This is a genomic window from Streptomyces sp. NPDC050738, from assembly GCF_040654175.1.
GTDB lineage: Bacteria > Actinomycetota > Actinomycetes > Streptomycetales > Streptomycetaceae > Streptomyces.
The window spans coordinates 198,722-214,316 of the sequence record NZ_JBFAHN010000012.1; the positions used below are offsets into that span (position 1 = coordinate 198,722).

Annotated in this window: 19 protein-coding genes; 7 read left to right on the forward strand and 12 right to left on the reverse strand. The window is 70.5% G+C overall.

Going from position 1 to position 15,595, the window contains the following annotated elements; all coding sequences use genetic code 11:
- Positions 1-56 precede the first annotated feature (56 nt).
- The 5 genes from AB0H78_RS27845 to glnII all read right to left on the reverse strand — a co-directional run bounded on the left by AB0H78_RS27845 (position 57) and on the right by glnII (position 5,037).
- Positions 57-713, reverse strand: a complete 657-nt coding sequence (locus AB0H78_RS27845) for a response regulator transcription factor (RefSeq protein ID WP_363237354.1) — start codon at positions 711-713, stop codon at positions 57-59.
- Positions 698-1,972, reverse strand: a complete 1,275-nt coding sequence (locus AB0H78_RS27850) for a sensor domain-containing protein (protein ID WP_363237355.1) — start codon at positions 1,970-1,972, stop codon at positions 698-700. The genes AB0H78_RS27845 and AB0H78_RS27850 overlap by 16 nt, the downstream gene beginning before the upstream one ends.
- Before the next feature lie 123 nt (positions 1,973-2,095).
- The gene (locus tag AB0H78_RS27855) at positions 2,096-2,650 is read right to left on the reverse strand and encodes a winged helix-turn-helix domain-containing protein (RefSeq protein WP_363237356.1); all 555 of its coding nucleotides are present in this window, start codon (positions 2,648-2,650) and stop codon (positions 2,096-2,098) included.
- A gap of 357 nt (positions 2,651-3,007) precedes the next feature.
- Positions 3,008-3,907 carry a hypothetical protein gene (locus tag AB0H78_RS27860; RefSeq protein ID WP_363237357.1) on the reverse strand — a complete coding sequence of 300 codons (900 nt, stop codon included), beginning with the start codon at positions 3,905-3,907 and terminating at the stop codon, positions 3,008-3,010.
- A 107-nt stretch (positions 3,908-4,014) separates the two neighbouring features.
- The gene (glnII, locus tag AB0H78_RS27865) at positions 4,015-5,037 is read right to left on the reverse strand and encodes a glutamine synthetase (protein WP_363237358.1); all 1,023 of its coding nucleotides are present in this window, start codon (positions 5,035-5,037) and stop codon (positions 4,015-4,017) included.
- A gap of 148 nt (positions 5,038-5,185) precedes the next feature.
- Between glnII and AB0H78_RS27870 the strand changes: the two genes are divergently transcribed.
- The 3 genes from AB0H78_RS27870 to AB0H78_RS27880 are packed head-to-tail and all read left to right on the forward strand — an operon-like array spanning position 5,186 to position 6,898.
- The gene (locus AB0H78_RS27870; protein WP_363237359.1) at positions 5,186-6,196 is read left to right on the forward strand and encodes a Gfo/Idh/MocA family oxidoreductase; all 1,011 of its coding nucleotides are present in this window, start codon (positions 5,186-5,188) and stop codon (positions 6,194-6,196) included.
- A 43-nt stretch (positions 6,197-6,239) separates the two neighbouring features.
- Positions 6,240-6,713, forward strand: coding sequence for a carboxymuconolactone decarboxylase family protein (locus tag AB0H78_RS27875; RefSeq protein ID WP_363237360.1), 474 nt, complete (start codon positions 6,240-6,242; stop codon positions 6,711-6,713).
- Positions 6,714-6,742: 29 nt separating this feature from the next.
- Positions 6,743-6,898 (forward strand): hypothetical protein, encoded by a 156-nt coding sequence (locus AB0H78_RS27880; RefSeq protein ID WP_363237361.1) that lies wholly within the window; start codon positions 6,743-6,745, stop codon positions 6,896-6,898.
- A gap of 87 nt (positions 6,899-6,985) precedes the next feature.
- Here AB0H78_RS27880 and AB0H78_RS27885 read toward each other — a convergent pair whose 3' ends face one another.
- Positions 6,986-7,360, reverse strand: a complete 375-nt coding sequence (locus tag AB0H78_RS27885) for an arsenate reductase family protein (RefSeq protein WP_363237362.1) — start codon at positions 7,358-7,360, stop codon at positions 6,986-6,988.
- 111 nt (positions 7,361-7,471) lie between these two features.
- Between AB0H78_RS27885 and AB0H78_RS27890 the strand changes: the two genes are divergently transcribed.
- Positions 7,472-7,729: a hypothetical protein gene (locus AB0H78_RS27890; RefSeq protein WP_363237363.1), complete on the forward strand. Its 258-nt coding sequence runs from the start codon at positions 7,472-7,474 to the stop codon at positions 7,727-7,729.
- On the opposite strand, the gene AB0H78_RS27895 is transcribed toward AB0H78_RS27890, so the two are convergent.
- From AB0H78_RS27895 to AB0H78_RS27905, 3 genes are all read right to left on the reverse strand, one after another.
- Positions 7,717-8,592, reverse strand: coding sequence for a YhjD/YihY/BrkB family envelope integrity protein (locus AB0H78_RS27895; protein ID WP_363237364.1), 876 nt, complete (start codon positions 8,590-8,592; stop codon positions 7,717-7,719). The genes AB0H78_RS27890 and AB0H78_RS27895 overlap by 13 nt on opposite strands.
- A gap of 75 nt (positions 8,593-8,667) precedes the next feature.
- Positions 8,668-9,816, reverse strand: coding sequence for a methyltransferase (locus AB0H78_RS27900; protein WP_363237365.1), 1,149 nt, complete (start codon positions 9,814-9,816; stop codon positions 8,668-8,670).
- A 110-nt stretch (positions 9,817-9,926) separates the two neighbouring features.
- Positions 9,927-10,295 (reverse strand): nuclear transport factor 2 family protein, encoded by a 369-nt coding sequence (locus AB0H78_RS27905; protein WP_363237366.1) that lies wholly within the window; start codon positions 10,293-10,295, stop codon positions 9,927-9,929.
- A gap of 146 nt (positions 10,296-10,441) precedes the next feature.
- Here AB0H78_RS27905 and AB0H78_RS27910 point away from each other — a divergent pair, with 146 nt between their 5' ends.
- Positions 10,442-11,074 carry an ATP-dependent endonuclease gene (locus tag AB0H78_RS27910; RefSeq protein WP_363237367.1) on the forward strand — a complete coding sequence of 211 codons (633 nt, stop codon included), beginning with the start codon at positions 10,442-10,444 and terminating at the stop codon, positions 11,072-11,074.
- A gap of 38 nt (positions 11,075-11,112) precedes the next feature.
- Here AB0H78_RS27910 and AB0H78_RS27915 read toward each other — a convergent pair whose 3' ends face one another.
- Both AB0H78_RS27915 and AB0H78_RS27920 read right to left on the reverse strand, forming a co-directional pair.
- Positions 11,113-11,412, reverse strand: a complete 300-nt coding sequence (locus tag AB0H78_RS27915; RefSeq protein ID WP_363237368.1) for a hypothetical protein — start codon at positions 11,410-11,412, stop codon at positions 11,113-11,115.
- A 127-nt stretch (positions 11,413-11,539) separates the two neighbouring features.
- Complete coding sequence (locus AB0H78_RS27920; RefSeq protein ID WP_363237369.1) at positions 11,540-12,043, reverse strand: GNAT family N-acetyltransferase; 504 nt, start codon at positions 12,041-12,043, stop codon at positions 11,540-11,542.
- Between the two features lie 41 nt (positions 12,044-12,084).
- Between AB0H78_RS27920 and AB0H78_RS27925 the strand changes: the two genes are divergently transcribed.
- Positions 12,085-12,696: a hypothetical protein gene (locus AB0H78_RS27925; protein WP_363237370.1), complete on the forward strand. Its 612-nt coding sequence runs from the start codon at positions 12,085-12,087 to the stop codon at positions 12,694-12,696.
- Between the two features lie 22 nt (positions 12,697-12,718).
- Here the strand turns inward: AB0H78_RS27925 and AB0H78_RS27930 are convergent, their stop codons facing one another.
- On the reverse strand, positions 12,719-14,164 hold the full coding sequence (locus AB0H78_RS27930) for a hypothetical protein (RefSeq protein ID WP_363237371.1): 1,446 nt from the start codon (positions 14,162-14,164) through the stop codon (positions 12,719-12,721).
- 218 nt (positions 14,165-14,382) lie between these two features.
- Between AB0H78_RS27930 and AB0H78_RS27935 the strand changes: the two genes are divergently transcribed.
- On the forward strand, positions 14,383-15,585 hold the full coding sequence (locus AB0H78_RS27935) for an FAD-dependent oxidoreductase (protein WP_363237372.1): 1,203 nt from the start codon (positions 14,383-14,385) through the stop codon (positions 15,583-15,585).
- Positions 15,586-15,595: the final 10 nt, after the last annotated feature.

Sequence of the window (15,595 nt, forward strand, 5' to 3'; positions counted from 1 at the left end):
GGAAATTCGTGGAAATCTGCATCCGCACATCGGATGTACCGCGACGAAACAGGCAATCAGCCCCGGTCGTCCCGGTCGAGGTAGGCGAGGACCGCGAGCACCCGGCGGTTGTCGTCGTCGTGGACCTCCAGGCCCAGCTTCACGAAGATGTTGGAGGTGTGCTTCGCCACCGCCCGCTCGGTGACGACCAGTTGGCCCGCGATGGCGGCGTTGGAGCGGCCCTGCGCCATCAGTTCCATCACCTCGCGCTCGCGCGGGGTGAGGCTGCCCACCGGCTTGTCGGCGGCGCGCCGCGAGAGCAGCTGCTGGATGACGGTGGGGTCCATGGCCGTACCCCCGGCCGCGACCCGTCGTACCGCGTCGATGAACTGGTCCGCGTCGAAGACCCGGTCCTTCAGCAGATAGCCGACGCCGCCGTTCCCGTCGGCGAGCAGCTCACGCGCGTACAGCTGCTCCACATGCTGGGAGAGCACGAGCACGGGCAGCCCGGGCCGCGCCTTGCGGGCGGCCAGCGCGCACTGCAGCCCCTCGTCGGTGTGCGACGGCGGGAGCCGGACGTCGACGACGGCGACGTCCGGCTCCAACTCCGCGAGGGCTCTGGTCAGTTCGGGCCCGGTCTCCACTGCCGCGGCGATCTCGAAGTCGTACGCTTCGAGCATCCGGACCAGGCCGTCGCGCAGCAGGAAGAGATCTTCGGCTAGGACAACTCGCAAGGGATCTCCATGGTCACCATGGTCGGACCGCCCGCGGGGCTGCTGACGGCCAGTACGCCGTCGAATGTACCGAGTCGGCGTTCGATCCCGCTCAGCCCGCTGCCACCGGCCATGCTCGCACCGCCGCTTCCGTTGTCGGTGACGGCGATCCGCAGCATCCCCTCGGCGTGGTGCATGTCCACCCAGATCCGGTCCGCGCCGGAGTGCTTGACCGCATTGGTGAGCACCTCGCTCACGGCGAAGTACGCGGCCGACTCGACCGGCGCCCCGGCACGCCCGGCCATCTGTTCCACGTCGACCTCGGTGGAGACCGGCAGCCGCAGCGCCAGGGCCCGTACCGCATCGCCGAGACCGCGCTCGGCGAGCACCGGCGGGTGGATGCCGCGTACGAGATCGCGCAGCTCGGTCAGCGCCTCCGCCGACGACTCCCGTGCCATGGCCAGCATCTTCTTGGCCTGGGCGGGGTCCTTCTCGACGAGGGCCTCGATGGTGCCCAGATTCATGCCCATCGCGACGAGCCTGGCCTGCGCCCCGTCGTGCAAGTCCCTCTCGATACGGCGCAGTTCGGCGGCGGAGCTGTCCAGTGCGTCGTGCCGGGTCTCGGTGAGACGGTCGACGCGCTCGACGAGCTCGGCGCGGCCGTCGGGGGCCAGCAGGGCGCGGGTGACGCGGAAGTGGGTGGTGACCAGGGACCGGTTCACGTACAGGGCCAGGGCGAAGTAGACGAGTCCGAGAAGCCCGGCGAGGAAGGCGGTGCCCCAGCCCTGGATGGGGATGAACTGGTACCACCAGTCGCCGTCGCTCGCGTCGTACAGCACACTCCACAGCCCGGCCGCGAGCACCACGCCGAAGACCCCTTCGGCGAAGAGCCCGGGCGCCAGGATCGCGGTGGCCGTACCCGCGGTCATGTCGACCAGGAGCCACCGCAGGTCACGCCAGGTCGCCCCGTCCTTGAGCATCAGCGTGCACCGCTCGACCTGACCGGTGATGCCGGTGCGCATGTCCTTGGGAAAGGGGCGGTACGGAGCCGGGATCCGCACGCCCGCCCACCGGTCGGCGAGCAGCCGGCGCTGAGCGGCGTGCGCGCGGACCAGGGAGAGCACGGCGGGGGTGGTGAAGACGCCCACCCCGATCGGGATCAGCGCGATGGAGACCACCGAGAGCACGAAGAGCGTGATCGAACCGGCCAGCGCGAGCAGTGCCAGCGCAAGACCCTGTGCGCCGGCCACTGCCGCGTCGCGTGCCCTCGTCGCATTCATGTTGTACGTCCCATCCTCTGCGGCCCCGTCCTGGAGCCATGCTCCAGTGTTGCCGCAGAGGATCAGTCACGTCACTGGGTCCGTCCCCCGGACCAGGGTGTATCCAGCAACACCCCGCGGGGATCACGGGGCGTACTTGTACCCCACCCTGCGTACCGTCTGGATCGAGTGCCGGTGCGCGGCACCCAGCTTGCGGCGCAGCCGCGCCACGTGGACGTCCACGGTCCGCCCGTCCCCGACGTGCCCGTAACCCCACACGGTGGTCACCAGCTGGTCGCGGGTGTGCACCCGGTGCGGATGGGCGACGAGATGGGCGAGCAGCTCGAACTCCAGATACGTCAGCTCCAGCGGACGCCCGTCGACCTGGGCGATGCGCTGCGCCGAGTCGATCCGTACGGGCAGATCGTCGGCGGCCTGCACCGCTTCGGGCGCGGACTGCTGATCGGCGGGTACGAGCACCAGGTAGCCGATCATCGGCGGCTGTCCGGGCAGGACGGGCAGGGTGTGCTGCGGCGCGGGCAGCCAGGTGGCGCCGGGCGGCAGAGGCGGCAGGAACGCCGCGGGATCGATGGGCGGGGCGACCTCGTCCCGGTCGACGGCGCGGAGCCGGTGCCGGTTGAGGGGGATGGGGGTGGCGGTCGCAGCGGTGGAAACAGGGAGCGATCGGGTGTTCGCCATGAGAGGTCAGCTCTTTCGCGCGGAGAGGTCGTCTGGTGGACGTACGTCGTGCGCGCGGGCCGAAGGCCTTCGACGGTGGTTCGACGAGGGAGGCTTTAGAGGGCCGGCGCTTTCGTCGCGCGGCAACACACCCGGTCGAAGTCGTGATGCTGACGAGAGGGCCAGAACGGCTCGAGGTCGCTGCGACCTGTCGCGGTGTCGTTCGGGTATCCGGCCATGTCCCCATTGAAGCAGACGCGTTGCCCGGCCGGGCCCCCGCTCTCACAGGCTGATACGGATCCTGGACACCGGCAGCAGCGAAGGGGGCGCATCAGGTGCCGACGTGCGCCCCTCCGTGCCCGCCGGTGACGCGCAGGGTCAGCCCGCCAGCCGCTTGCGCCAGTCCAGCGGCGCCACCGTGATCGACTCGTCCGGAGAGCCGTTCCACTCCACGGGCAGATCCGCACCGGCAAGGGCTGCCGCCACCTCACGCCCCACGGCCGCCGTGGTCTCGGCCGAACCGTCGAAGCCTCCGTACATCAGCGTCAGACCGTGCCCGGCCGCCGCGTGCCCGGCACCCTGCGAGTGGAAGAAGACGAATCCGCGGGCGTCCTCGCGGCCCGCCCCCCATATCTCGCTGAGACCACAACTGCGGCAGCAGGTGAAGTGCGCCCGGCCGGTGATGCCGTCCTCCTCAAGTGCCGCGAAGACGGCCTCGACCCGCTCGGGATCCGTCTCGCCCTCCCAGCCCGCCTGTTCCTCCAGGCGCTCCTGCCAGAGCCGGTGCACCAGCGCCCAGGCCTGCTGCTTGGACACCGGGCGGTGATCCCCCACGACCAGCCACTCCTCGGCCGCCTCGGCGAGCTCCGCGCGGGTGTGGTACCCGACGGCCAGCAACTCCCGTACATGCTCCTCGACTTGTACGCGCACCCCGTCCTCGATCTCGGGCACCGCGAGGTCCAGGCGCTTCCAGACGACGCCCGCATCCCACCCCTCCACGTCCCGCGCCCAGCTGGCCATGACCTCGGCGACCAGATCCGCCGTGGCGACCATGGACTGGAAGTGGGCATCGGGACCACCCGACCGGTGCTCCAACTGATAGTCCCCGCCGGTCTCGTGCCACACCTGGACGAAGACGTCCGGAGCCTGCGGTATCCGCTCCACCACGAGGAACTGGTCGCCCTCGGGGCCGATCCGCCCCACCAGCTCACTGAGCCGGGGCGCGGAAATCCGCTCGTACGTCTCGCCGGGCTCGGTCGTCACACTGATCGCCAACATGACCCCAGCGTGGCACGCAGCACTGACAACGCGCCCTGGAATACGCCGAGGGCGCCCACCGTGACAGTGGGCGCCCTCGGCGCGGTTCGCGGGGTGGTGCGGTCGGGTCAGACCTGGTCGGCCTTCTCCAGGGCCGCGCAGCAGGTGTCGACGATCAGCCGCGTGACGACGTACGGGTCGACGTTGGCGTTCGGGCGGCGGTCCTCGATGTAGCCCTTCTGGTCCTGCTCGACCTGCCACGGGATACGGACCGAGGCGCCGCGGTCGGAGACGCCGTAGCTGTACTCGTTCCACGGGGCGGTCTCGTGCAGACCGGTCAGGCGCTCGTCGATGCCCGCGCCGTAGTGCTTGACGTGGTCCATCGGCTTCGAGCCCTCGCCGAGCGACTCGGCGGCGGTGATGATCGCGTCGTAACCCTCGCGCATCGCCTTGGTGGAGAAGTTGGTGTGCGCGCCCGCGCCGTTCCAGTCGCCCTTGACCGGCTTGGGGTCGAGGGTCGCGGAGACATTGAAGTCCTCGGCGGTGCGGTAGAGCAGCCAGCGGGCGATCCACAGCTGGTCGGAGACCTCCAGCGGGGAGAGCGGGCCGACCTGGAACTCCCACTGGCCCGGCATGACTTCGGCGTTGATGCCGGAGATGCCCAGACCCGCGGCGAGACAGTTGTCGAGGTGCTTCTCCACGATGTCGCGGCCGAAGATCTCGTCCGAACCGACACCGCAGTAGTAACCGCCCTGTGCGGCCGGGAAGCCGCCGACGGGGAAGCCGAGCGGCCGGGCACCGTCGAAGAAGGTGTACTCCTGCTCGATGCCGAAGATCGGCTCCTGGGCCGCGAACTGCTCGGCGACCGGGGTCAGCAGCGCACGGGTGTTGGACTCGTGCGGCGTCATGTCGATGTTCAGGACCTCGCACATGACGAGGATGTGCTCGCCGCCGCGTATCGGGTCCGGGCAGGAGAAGACCGGCTTGAGCACGCGGTCGGATGCGTGGCCCTCGGCCTGGTTCGTGCTGGAACCGTCGAAACCCCAGATCGGAAGCTCGGCCGACGCGTCGGTCATGATCTTCGTCTTGGACCGGAGCCGGGCGGTCGGCTCGGTGCCGTCGATCCAGATGTACTCAGCCTTGAACGTCACGGAAGCCATCCTTTGCGGGTGCAGCAGGTCTATGCGGGGAAGCTTCGCAATATGTGATTTCCCGATCGTTGCCCGAATGTGAACTGCTTGTTTCTCAGGTTTCCTGCGATATGCCGCGTGGTAGGTGAGCGGGCGCACACTGGAGTCCATGACGACAGAGACCGCCCCAGAGCCCCTGCCCGAGCCCACGTCCGGCACGCTGCCGGAACCCACGCCCGAGGTCGTGGAGCAGATCGTGGAGGAGATCGAGCAGGAAGCCCCCGCCGTCCCGCGGCTGCGCATCGGACTCCTCGGCACGGGCCCCTGGGCCGCCGCCACCCACGCCCCCGCCCTCGCCGCCCACCCCGCCGTCACCTTCAGCGGCGTATGGGGCCGGCGCCCCGAAGCGGCCGCCGCGCTCGCCGCCGCGCACTCCACGACCGCATACGACGACGTGGACGCCCTCTTCGCGGCGAGCGACGCCGTCGCCGTGGCCCTCCCGCCCGACATCCAGGCGCCGCTCGCCGTACGGGCCGCTGCCGCCGGATGCCATCTCCTCCTCGACAAGCCGGTGGCGACGACGGTCGACGGCGCACGGGCGGTGGCCGACGCCGTGGACAAGGCTGGCGTCGCCTCGGTTGTCTTCTGCACGATCCGCTTCGCCTCGGGACCGGTCGAATGGATCGACCGACAGGCCGCCGCAGGAGGCTGGTTCACCGCCTCCGCCCAGTGGCTCGGCGCCCTGTTCTCCGAGGGCGCGGACAGCCCGTTCGCCGACTCGCCCTGGCGCAAGGAGAAGGGCGGCCTGTGGGACGTCGGCCCGCACGCCCTTTCCGTACTCATCCCCGTGCTCGGCGACGTCACCCGGGTGACGGCCGCCCCGGGCCCCGCCGACACCGTCCACCTCGTCCTGCGCCACACCTCCGGCGCGTCCAGCACCGCCACCCTCGGGCTGAGCGCACCGCCCGCCGCCGCCGGCATGCGCGTGGAACTGCGCGGCAAGCAGGGCGTGGTGACGCTGCCGGAGTGGGACGGGGCGCGAGCGCCCTTCGCGGCGGCGGTGGACGCGCTGCTCGATTCCGTACGGAGCGGACAGCCGCACGCGTGCGACGCGCGCTTCGGGCTGCGGCTCACGGAGATCCTCGCCGAGGCGGAATTGACCCTGAATTCCGGGGCCTGATTGCACCCTGTGAGGGGTCACCTGAGGCCGTAGATTTACATCCATGACGACGACACAGCAGGTCAAGACCGCTTCCCGCATCAACTTCGCCAAGGCGGCCCCCAAGGCCTTCCGCGCCCTCATCGGCTTCGACGCGGCGGCTCGCGAAGGCCTGGACCCGGCGCTGGTCGAGCTGATCCAGATCCGCTCCTCACAGCTCAACCACTGCGCGTACTGCCTGCACATGCACACCAACGACGCCCGCAAGGCAGGGGAGAGCGAGGACCGTCTGCACATGACGCAGGTGTGGCACGAGGCCCCGCACTTCTACACGGAGAAGGAGCAGGCGGCCCTGGCGCTCACCGAGGCGGTCACCCTGATCGCGGACGCCGGGCTTCCGGACGACGTCTACACCCGGGCCGCCGCCCACTTCGACGAGCAGGAGCTCGCCCAGGTCCTCGCCCTGATCTTCACGATCAACACCTGGAACCGGCTCGCCCTGGCGACCGGCAAGGTCGCGGGCACGGACGAGCGCTGACACCGCCGCACGTCGCGTACCGTACGCGCGTGCAGCTGCTGGAGATCTCCGACCCGGTCGTCGACCACGACCCGCAAAGCCTCGACCGCCTCCCCTTCACCAGGGAGGCGGTCGTCGCGCGCCTCGCCTCTGGGGGCCGTTCCGCGCCGGCACCCTCGCGGTCGTCGTGGGCCTCGGCCCGCTGACGCTGCCGCGCCCGCTGGTGGTAGCGGGGGGAGCGGTCGCCGCGGCCGGCGTCCTGCAGGTCGCCGCTGGTCCACCGCCGCTGGTACTCAGTTCCCCTCTGACCCGCGCCCCATCGCCTCCCGTACCGCCTCCTCCGTACGACCCACCACCGCGGTCCCGTCGTCGGCGGTGATGATGGGCCGCTGGATCAGCTTCGGATGCGCCGCGAGCGCCGCGATCCACCGCCCCCGCGCCGCCTCGTCGCGCGCCCACTCCTTGACCCCGAGCTCCTTCGCCTCGGCCTCCTGGGTCCGGGTGATGTCCCACGGCTCAAGACCGAGGCGCCCCAGCACGGCCCGGATCTCATCCTCCGTCGGTACGTCTTCCAGATAGCGGCGGACGGTGTACGAAGCCCCTTCCGCGTCCAGCAGATCCACCGCACCGCGGCACTTGGAACAAGCAGGGTTAAGCCAGATCTCCATGGGGCTCACGGTACCGCCCAAAGCCCGTCTGGCCAGCGGCGATTGTCAGTGGTGGGCAGTAAAATAGAGGGAGTTCGCCAGGGTTCCACCACCAGCGCTCGGAGGTAGCCGATGGCCGTAGCCACACTCACGACGGAGCCTCTCCTCAAGAAGCCACTGCCCGCCGGAAGGCCGCGCGAGTGGTACGTCAACCACAACCGCAGGCTCAAGGCGATGCGCCTGGCCATAGCCCTGCTCGACTCCGGGGTCTATCAGCCGGAGCAGGCCCCCAACATCAAAATACGGTCGACAGCCGCCCGTATCGGAATCCACCCGCCGTCCGACACCACATGCCGGATGGTCCGCTTCCTGATCCGTTACGGACGCTGACCCGACTCCGCGTCCGGTTCCTCCGTCCGACCGGTGGCCGCAGAAGTCCGCAGCCACCGGTCGAACGGCTGCTCATGCGCGATGACGTACCCGAGTGCGATCCCCACGGTGATGCAGGCGAAGAACACGATGAGCCACGACAACAGCGTGAACACCGCGCCCAGCGGCCCGAATTGGTCCACACTCCGCTGCAGCGTGCGCGGTACGTACAACCGCGAACCCCAGGTCACCGCCACCACCGCGACCCCGGTGAGGAGGGCTCCCGGCAGCAGTGGCAGCCACGGCACCCGCCCTCCGAGCAGCAGATGCTGCGTCCACCACCAGAGCAGCACGCTCGCCGCCAGCGACAGTGGAATGCCGAGCGCCGCCCCCGTACCGAAGCCGTCGTGCAGCGCGCCCTGCGCGATGAGCGCCACGAGCAGCACCACCAGCCAGGCCACCCAGCGCCAGATCACCAACTTCAGCCCGGCGGCCCGCAGATGCCACGACCGCTCGCAGACCCGTTGCAGCGCCCTGCTGCACGCGGTCGCCGACGCCAGCGTCACCAGCACACCGACCACACCCGACGTGTCCTTGAGGTGCCCGCTGTCGGCGGTGAGCACCCCCTGCACCTGCTCGATCGTCGAGCCGCCGAGCCCCATCACCACGCGCAGCGAGTTGACCAGCTGATCCCGTACGGCCTGCGGGGCGAAGGCGCCGATGACGAAGAGCACCGGCACGGCGGAGAGAAACGTCGTCGAGGCCAGCCGGGTCGCGGAGTCGAAGATGTTCACGGCGGTGAGCTGACTCGCCACCCGCCCGACGAACGGCATCCGGTTCCACAGCGCGGTCACGGTTTGAACGGAGGAGGAGAAGGCGCTCATGGCCCCACCGTGCAGCGCCGACCGACCGCACACCCCCGGGGCGCGCGGCGTTGAGCCGAACGAGGACAGGAAGGACTAGCCCTTCTTTTCGGCCCGCAGCACCACGAACTTCGGGTCACCGGCGACGACTTCGCAGTTCCCGAAGATCCGCCGCAGCATCTGGTGGTACCCCAGATGACGGTTGCCGACGACGAAAAGTTCGCCACCGCTCCTCAGCACGGCCTTCGACCCGCCGAACATGCGCCGGGCGCTCTGGTCGGTGATCGACTGATGCGTGTGGAAGGGCGGATTGTTCAGTACGAGATCCACCGAATCGGCCGGAATCGATGACGTCCCGTCCCCGACCAGGAACTCCGCCTTGCGCTGCGCCCCGAGGTTCTCCCGGAAGGTCTCCTCGGCGGAGGCGACGGCGGCGAAGGACTCGTCCACGAACAGGGCCTCGGCGTCGGGATTCCGGGCCGCGGCCGCCGTCCCCACGATCCCGTTGCCACAGCCCAGATCGAGAAGACGCCCTCTCCCGCTGCGCGCCGGCAGGTGCTTCAGCAGGAAGCGGGTCCCGATGTCGAGACGGTCGGCGCAGAAGATCCCGGCGTGGTTGACGGCCGTGAGCCCGGCCCCCGCCCCGGCATCCGCGTCCAGTACGTATCGACGAGGCCAGGAACTCCCGCTCTGCGCGATCTCCAGGTCCGGAGTGGTGAAGATCAGCCGGGCCTTCTTCACGGCGAGCGAGGTCCGGGTCGGCCCCACGATCTGCTCGAAAAGCTTCAGCGTCGAGGTGTGGATCTCCTTGACCATCCCGCCCCCGACGACGACGGTGTCCGCGTGCAGCGAGGGCGCGAGCCGCTGCAGCTGGTCCTCCAGGAGCGCCAGGCTCTTCGGTACGCGTACGACGAGCACGTCGATCCGCTCCGGCACGGCATCCAGCGTGGTCAGCAGCCGCACGTCCCCTTCACCGACGCCCGCGCGCGCCAGATTCGCCCGGGTCGCCTGCTGCCCGAGGAAGGAGTCGGTGATCTGCACGGGCCGCCGGGCGCCGAGCGCCGTGGCCAGCGCCCCCCACCGGTCACCCACCACGACGACCGTCGCGGCCGGGTCGAGTTCGAGCGCTGCGAGATGCTCCAGCAGATACTCGTCGGCGGCATCCCACGCCCGCAGCTGATCGCGGGGGTCCTCGGGGAAGCGGGTGAGGGCGAAGTCGCCCGAAGCAGTCGTCAAACGGTTCATCGTGCACCCAGGCTATCCGAGGGCCGGGGCCCCGGCAGGACGCCGCAGGACCACCAGGACCGTGCCCGCCCCCGATATCCCGGGGGCGGACGGGCGGGCGATCGCAGCGCTCAGACGGCCGGCACCCGGTCCAGGAACCCGTGCACCGTACGAATACGCCCGTCATCGGCGAGCGCGATCACATCGGATCCGGCGACGGGCGCGGACCCGTCGGCGAGCGACACCAGCTCCCATGCGAAGCGGGCGATGCCGTGATGGGCGTCGACGGCCCCGGTCTGCCGGAACTCGTAACCCGGGAACTGCCCCTGGGCCCCGGCGATCACGGCGGCGACCCCTTCCTGGCCGACGACCTCGGCCAGCGGGTCGGTGTAGCTGCCGTCCTCGGTCCAGGCGGCGGCCACGGCCTTGGCGATGTTCTCGGCGCCCTTGGCGTTCCAGGCCTCGAAGTAACGGGCGACAGCGGTCTCGGACACGGACATGGTGGATCAGCCTCCAGAGTCGTCGGGTTCCGGAGTCCGGGCGGAGTGCGCCGCCCGGACTCCGGATGACTTCAGCTTGCCGGGCCGCGGCAGGAGGGTCGATTACTCCCGAGGTAATGCGCCCCGGACCTGCGAGACTTGGGCGCATGGATCAGACAACCCGGTTCAGCAGAGCGGCAGTTACCTGGGCGGCCGGAGGCTCGGACGCCCCGGCGGCAGCCGCGGCCGCACAGGAACTGGCCGCCACCGAGACACTGCGTACGGTCGTACTCGTCGAGGGCGTCAGCGACCATGCCGCAGTGGAAGCGCTCGCCGCACGCCACGACCGGAACCTGGCCGAGGAGGGCGTGGCCGTCGTCCCGCTCGGCGGCGCCACGAGCATCAGCAGGTTCCTGAACCTCATCGGCCCCAGGGGCCTGGACCTCGCACTGGCCGGCCTCTGCGACGCGGGGGAGGAGCACTACTTCAACCGCGCCCTGGCGGACGCCGGAGTGGAACCCCAGGGCTTCTTCGTCTGCGACGCGGACCTGGAGGACGAACTGATCCGCGCCCTCGGCGCCGCCGCGGTGGAACAAGTCGTCGCCCGCGAAGGCGAGTTGCGCCAGCTCCGCACCTTCCAGAAGCAGCCGGCCCAGCGCGACCGCACCCCCGAACAGCAGCTCCGCCGCTTCATGGGCACGCACAGCGGCCGAAAGGCCCAGTACGCCCGCGCCCTGGTCGAAGCCCTGAGCCTCAGCCGCGTCCCACGCCCCCTGGACGCGCTGCTCGCGTACGTGTGACCCAGGGCGCGACCGGGGGCGGGCGGCGCGATCAAGGATCAGTGATCGTCCCAGTGCCCGCCATGACCGGCGTGCCGGTGCCCGTCGTGCACGTAGTCGACATGGTCCCCGTGCGGCACGGCAACATGCCCGCACCCGTCCCCGTGCTGGTGCGCGTGATCCTCATGCGCCGCATGCCCGCCGGGCTCGCACTCATCGACGTGGCCGTCGTGCACACGGTGCAGATGCCCGTCGTGCGCGTAGTCCACGTGATCGTCATGCGGTACGGCAACGTGCCCGCAGCCCGTGCCGTGCTGATGGGCGTGCTCGGGGTGGGGCGCATGGGCGGCAGTGGTCATCGGAGCCTCCGGTGATCGCGTGGAAAGCGCCGGCGGCCCCCGATGCGTCGAGCGCCCCGGCACAGGGCTCCCCCTCAACGACGTACGTGCCGAAGCTGTCACGCGACCAAGGTCATTCGGGTGGCGCTCACGCCACCAGCGGTTTGTGCATGACGATGCAGGCCCGCCCGTGCCGCCGGTCGTGACGGCGGTCGATCTCGTACCAGCCGAGCGAGGTCCAGAAGGCCAGAGCGGACGGATTGTTCTCCAGCACGGCAAGCCGGAGACCGTCCCGCCCCTCCCCACGGAACCGCGCCTCGACGAGACCGGCCAACTCCCGCCCGGCCCCCGTACGGTGACGGCTGCCGTGCACCAGCAGCAGCCCGATCCAGGGATGTCCGTCCACGGGATGCCGGTCGAGCAGACACAACAGCCCCACGAGCCCCCCACCCGCATCCCGCGCGAGCAGCACCGAACACCCCTCGCCCCCGGCCTCCGCACGCAGATCCGCCTCGACCTCACCGGCCCGCACATCCTCCGGGTCGTACTCACCGGAGGCGCGGCAGTAAGCCGGGTTGCTCGCGTAGAGGCCGGCCAGCTCCGCGGTCTCCTCCGGAGAGAAGCAGGGCGGCAGAAGCGAGAGCGATGTCATGCGCACAACGGTAACCAGCGCCGTGACCATAGAGTGCGCTGATGAAAACAGGGCAGCTCCGAACAGGCGGAGTGACGCAGCAGCACGCGTTCCTGGGCATAGCCCTGTCCGCCCTGCTCCTCGCCGCCGTCGCGTCCTGGAGCGATCTGCTGCTGATCGTGGCCGGCCAGGTGATCCCGGGCTGGGCGGCAAGCGCGGCGCTGCTCCTCACGGTGCTGACCTTCAAGAGAGTCCACACAGCGCTCTACCGCACGCCCACCACCCTGGCGCCCCCACACCGCCGATCAGCCCTGCCCCGGCTCGTCCCCGGCCTGCTGGCCGCCGCAGCCGCACTGGGAGTCGCGTTCGGCGGAGCCTCCGACCTCCTGGGCGACGCGAACTACCTGGTGCTGCAGCCCGCAGGCCCCGGCGGCTGCACGGCAGTGGTGCGGGAGACATCCTTCCTGGTGATCGGCGATGGCGAGGTGTACGCCGTGGGGCGCACCGGAATCGCCTGGGGGAAGTCGGGCTCTTGGAGGGTCGACGACGGATACCGCCCCGTCGCCGCCGGAACGTACACGTTGCACTGGCACGGGTCAGACGGCACGTTCCGGCCCGGCGGCACGTCCACCGATCCGGTCCTGGATTCGGACATCGCCACACTCGACTGCTAGGTGCCGAGTGCGTGTCGTACGGTCAACTCCTGATTCCTGCCTCTCGCTTGAGGCGCTTCATCACGTACGAGCTGAAGAGGTGCTCGCACCGGCCGAGCAGCTCGGCCACCTCCGCGTCCCCGAGCGGCACGTCCGCCGACGGCTGCCAGCGCTGGACGGACTGCTCGGCCCAGCGGCGCAGCTTGTCGTCCGAGTCGTTCAACAGAGCCACGGCAGAACGCAGTTGGAGCACTCCACCTTGTACGTCGAGCAGCCTGAACGCGGCGAGCCGGGTGTGCCGGGGCCGATCCGGAGCGAGCCGGTCGAGCAGCCAGTCGGTACCCAGGCGGTCTGCTGACGGGGCCAGCGCGGTCGCCGCCTCGCGTGCGACGGCCGGTGCCGGATCGTCCAGGAGCACGCGCAGCCGTTCCACCTCCACCGCGTCCCGAGCACGCAGCCCCACCACAGCACCTTTCCTGACCGCAGCCACAGAGTGCGTGACCAGCGGCCACAGGAGCTCGGCATCGGCGCGTACCCCGCACTCGCCGAGCCCGGCCGGTGCCCCCGGCGGCACCTCGCCGGCGCGCGTGCACCAGTCCCGGTACAGCGGAAGCGGATCGACCCCGTCCTGCCGAACGACATAGCGCGCGCAAGCCCGCACCAGCGCCGAGCGGTCGACCAGGAAACCCTCTGCCCGGCCGGCCTGTCCTGCCCGCCGCAGCCCGGTCACACCGGCCGACCGCACCCAAGGATTACGGGAGCCGAGCAGCGGCACGAGCACGTCGTCGTAGTCGCCTTCCGACGCTCCGGCGAGCGAGGCGTCGGCGCACAGCTTCTGGACGACCGTGTCGTTGTCGCGGGCGGCGGTACGGGCCAGCTCGGGGAGGGACAGCCGACCCTCGGCCACGGCGATGCGATAGGCGAACCTGCGCACGTAGAGGTCCCCGTCGGTGAGCAGCGGCACGAGCCGCCCGTGCGGTGCCCGGCACAGCAGTTCGCGCAACAGTCCGACCGCGAACTCCCCGCGGTATCGACGTCCAGCCCTCAGGACCAGCGCCGCGATCCCTGTGGCATCCGCGCCGTCGAGCCCGGCCCGCAGCACTTCGCGCGCCCGCTCGCGCACCGGCGCCACCCAGTCGGCACATCGGACGACGACGAGCGGCAACAGGGCCTGCCGCCCCGCTGCCTGGCCCACGGCCGCCTCCCGCACCCGCCCGTCAGGGTGGCACAGCGCCATCGCGAGCCGGGCGTCGTCGAGCTCCCGGGTCTGCCGTCGAGCGGCGAACCCTCTCAGGAGCCCAGTCGCCTGCCCGTCGATGACCTCGGCCCGCGTGGGCAGCAACTCGCGCCGCGACCAGCCGAGATCCCGTACGCCGAGATCGAGGCCGAGCCACGCGTCAGGATCACTGACATCGAGCGCCTCGTCCAACGCCACCCCTTCACCCAGCCGTACGGCAGCCGCCACCCCGGTTCCGTCGTCCCCGCCCATGCGTGCCCCGCAATATATGTATTCGACCTGCCTGATCTGCGGTGATGCTACGCGCCCCACTCCGGCTGGTCGCCTGATATATCCGCTTGCTGACGCCACGTCAGTGCCACTCAGTGATCCTGCCGTCATGTGACCCAGGTCACATGTGGTTCCTGTCAGCAATCGGTGTGCTGTCCCGCTCAAGTCACCGAGACCAAGCGAACCGACAGGAGCACCCCATGAAGCACCGCATCGTCGTACTCGGCGCCGGCTACGCCGGGGCCTACGCGGCCGGGAACCTGGCCCGCCGGCTGTCCCCGGAGGACACCGAGGTCACCGTGGTCAACGCCGAGCCGGACTTCGTCGAGCGGATGCGGCTGCACCAGTTGGCGGCCGGCCGGCAGATCACGGCTCCGAAGCTCGCCGATGTGTTCGCGGGCACGGGGATACGGCTGCGCGTGGCCCGTGTCACCGCCGTCGACCCCGAGCGCCGGGTCGTCGCCGTGGCCGACGCCGATGGTGGCGGCGAACTCGGCTACGACACGCTTGTCTACGCGCTCGGCAGCCACGGCGACGTCGACGGTCTCCCCGGCGCGGCCGAGCACGCCTTCGACGTCGCCACCCGGCCCTCGGCGCTGCGGCTGCGCGAGCGCCTGGACAGCCTGGGCGACGGCGGGTGCGTGGTGGTCGTCGGCGACGGGTTGACCGGCATCGAGACCGCCACCGAGATCGCCGAAACCCGGCCCGGTCTGTCGGTGACGCTGATCGCCCGCGGCGAGCTGGGCGCCCGGCTCTCCGCAGGAGCCCGGGGCCACCTGCGCCGGGCCTGCGACCGGCTGGGCATCACCGTCCTGGAGCACACCGAGGCCGAGGCCATCGAAGCGACGCGGGTGCTGTGTGCCGACGGCACCGTCCTGGCGTCCGACGCAACCGTGTGGACGGCAGGGTTCGCGGTCAGCCCCCTCGCCGCCGCCAGTGGGCTTGAGGTCACCGAGAGCGGTCAGATCGTCGTCGACCGCACCATGCGGTCGGTCTCGCACCCGGACGTCTACGCCATCGGCGACAGCGTCCACGCCATCGGCGACAACGGCCGGCCGCTGCCGATGTCCTGCGGAACGGGCGGCTGTACCAGCCAGCAGGCCATCCCCGCGATCGTGGGACGCCTGACCGGCCGCAAGATCCCGAACACCAAGCTGGCCTACACGTACAATCACATCAGCCTCGGACGGCAGGACGCGATCTGGCAGTCGGTCGACGACCAGGGGCAGCCGAAGCCGAAGCACATGGGCGGCCGGAAGTCCGCGCGGCTCAAGGTGCGCCTCGTCGCGCTCTCCCTGTGGGCGACCTCGCACCCGACCCTTGGAATGCCCACGCGCATGCGCCGCGTGGCCGCCGCGCCGGATACGTCCGTAAACGCCCCCGCAGTGAAGGCAGTTGCGTAGCCACCTAGGG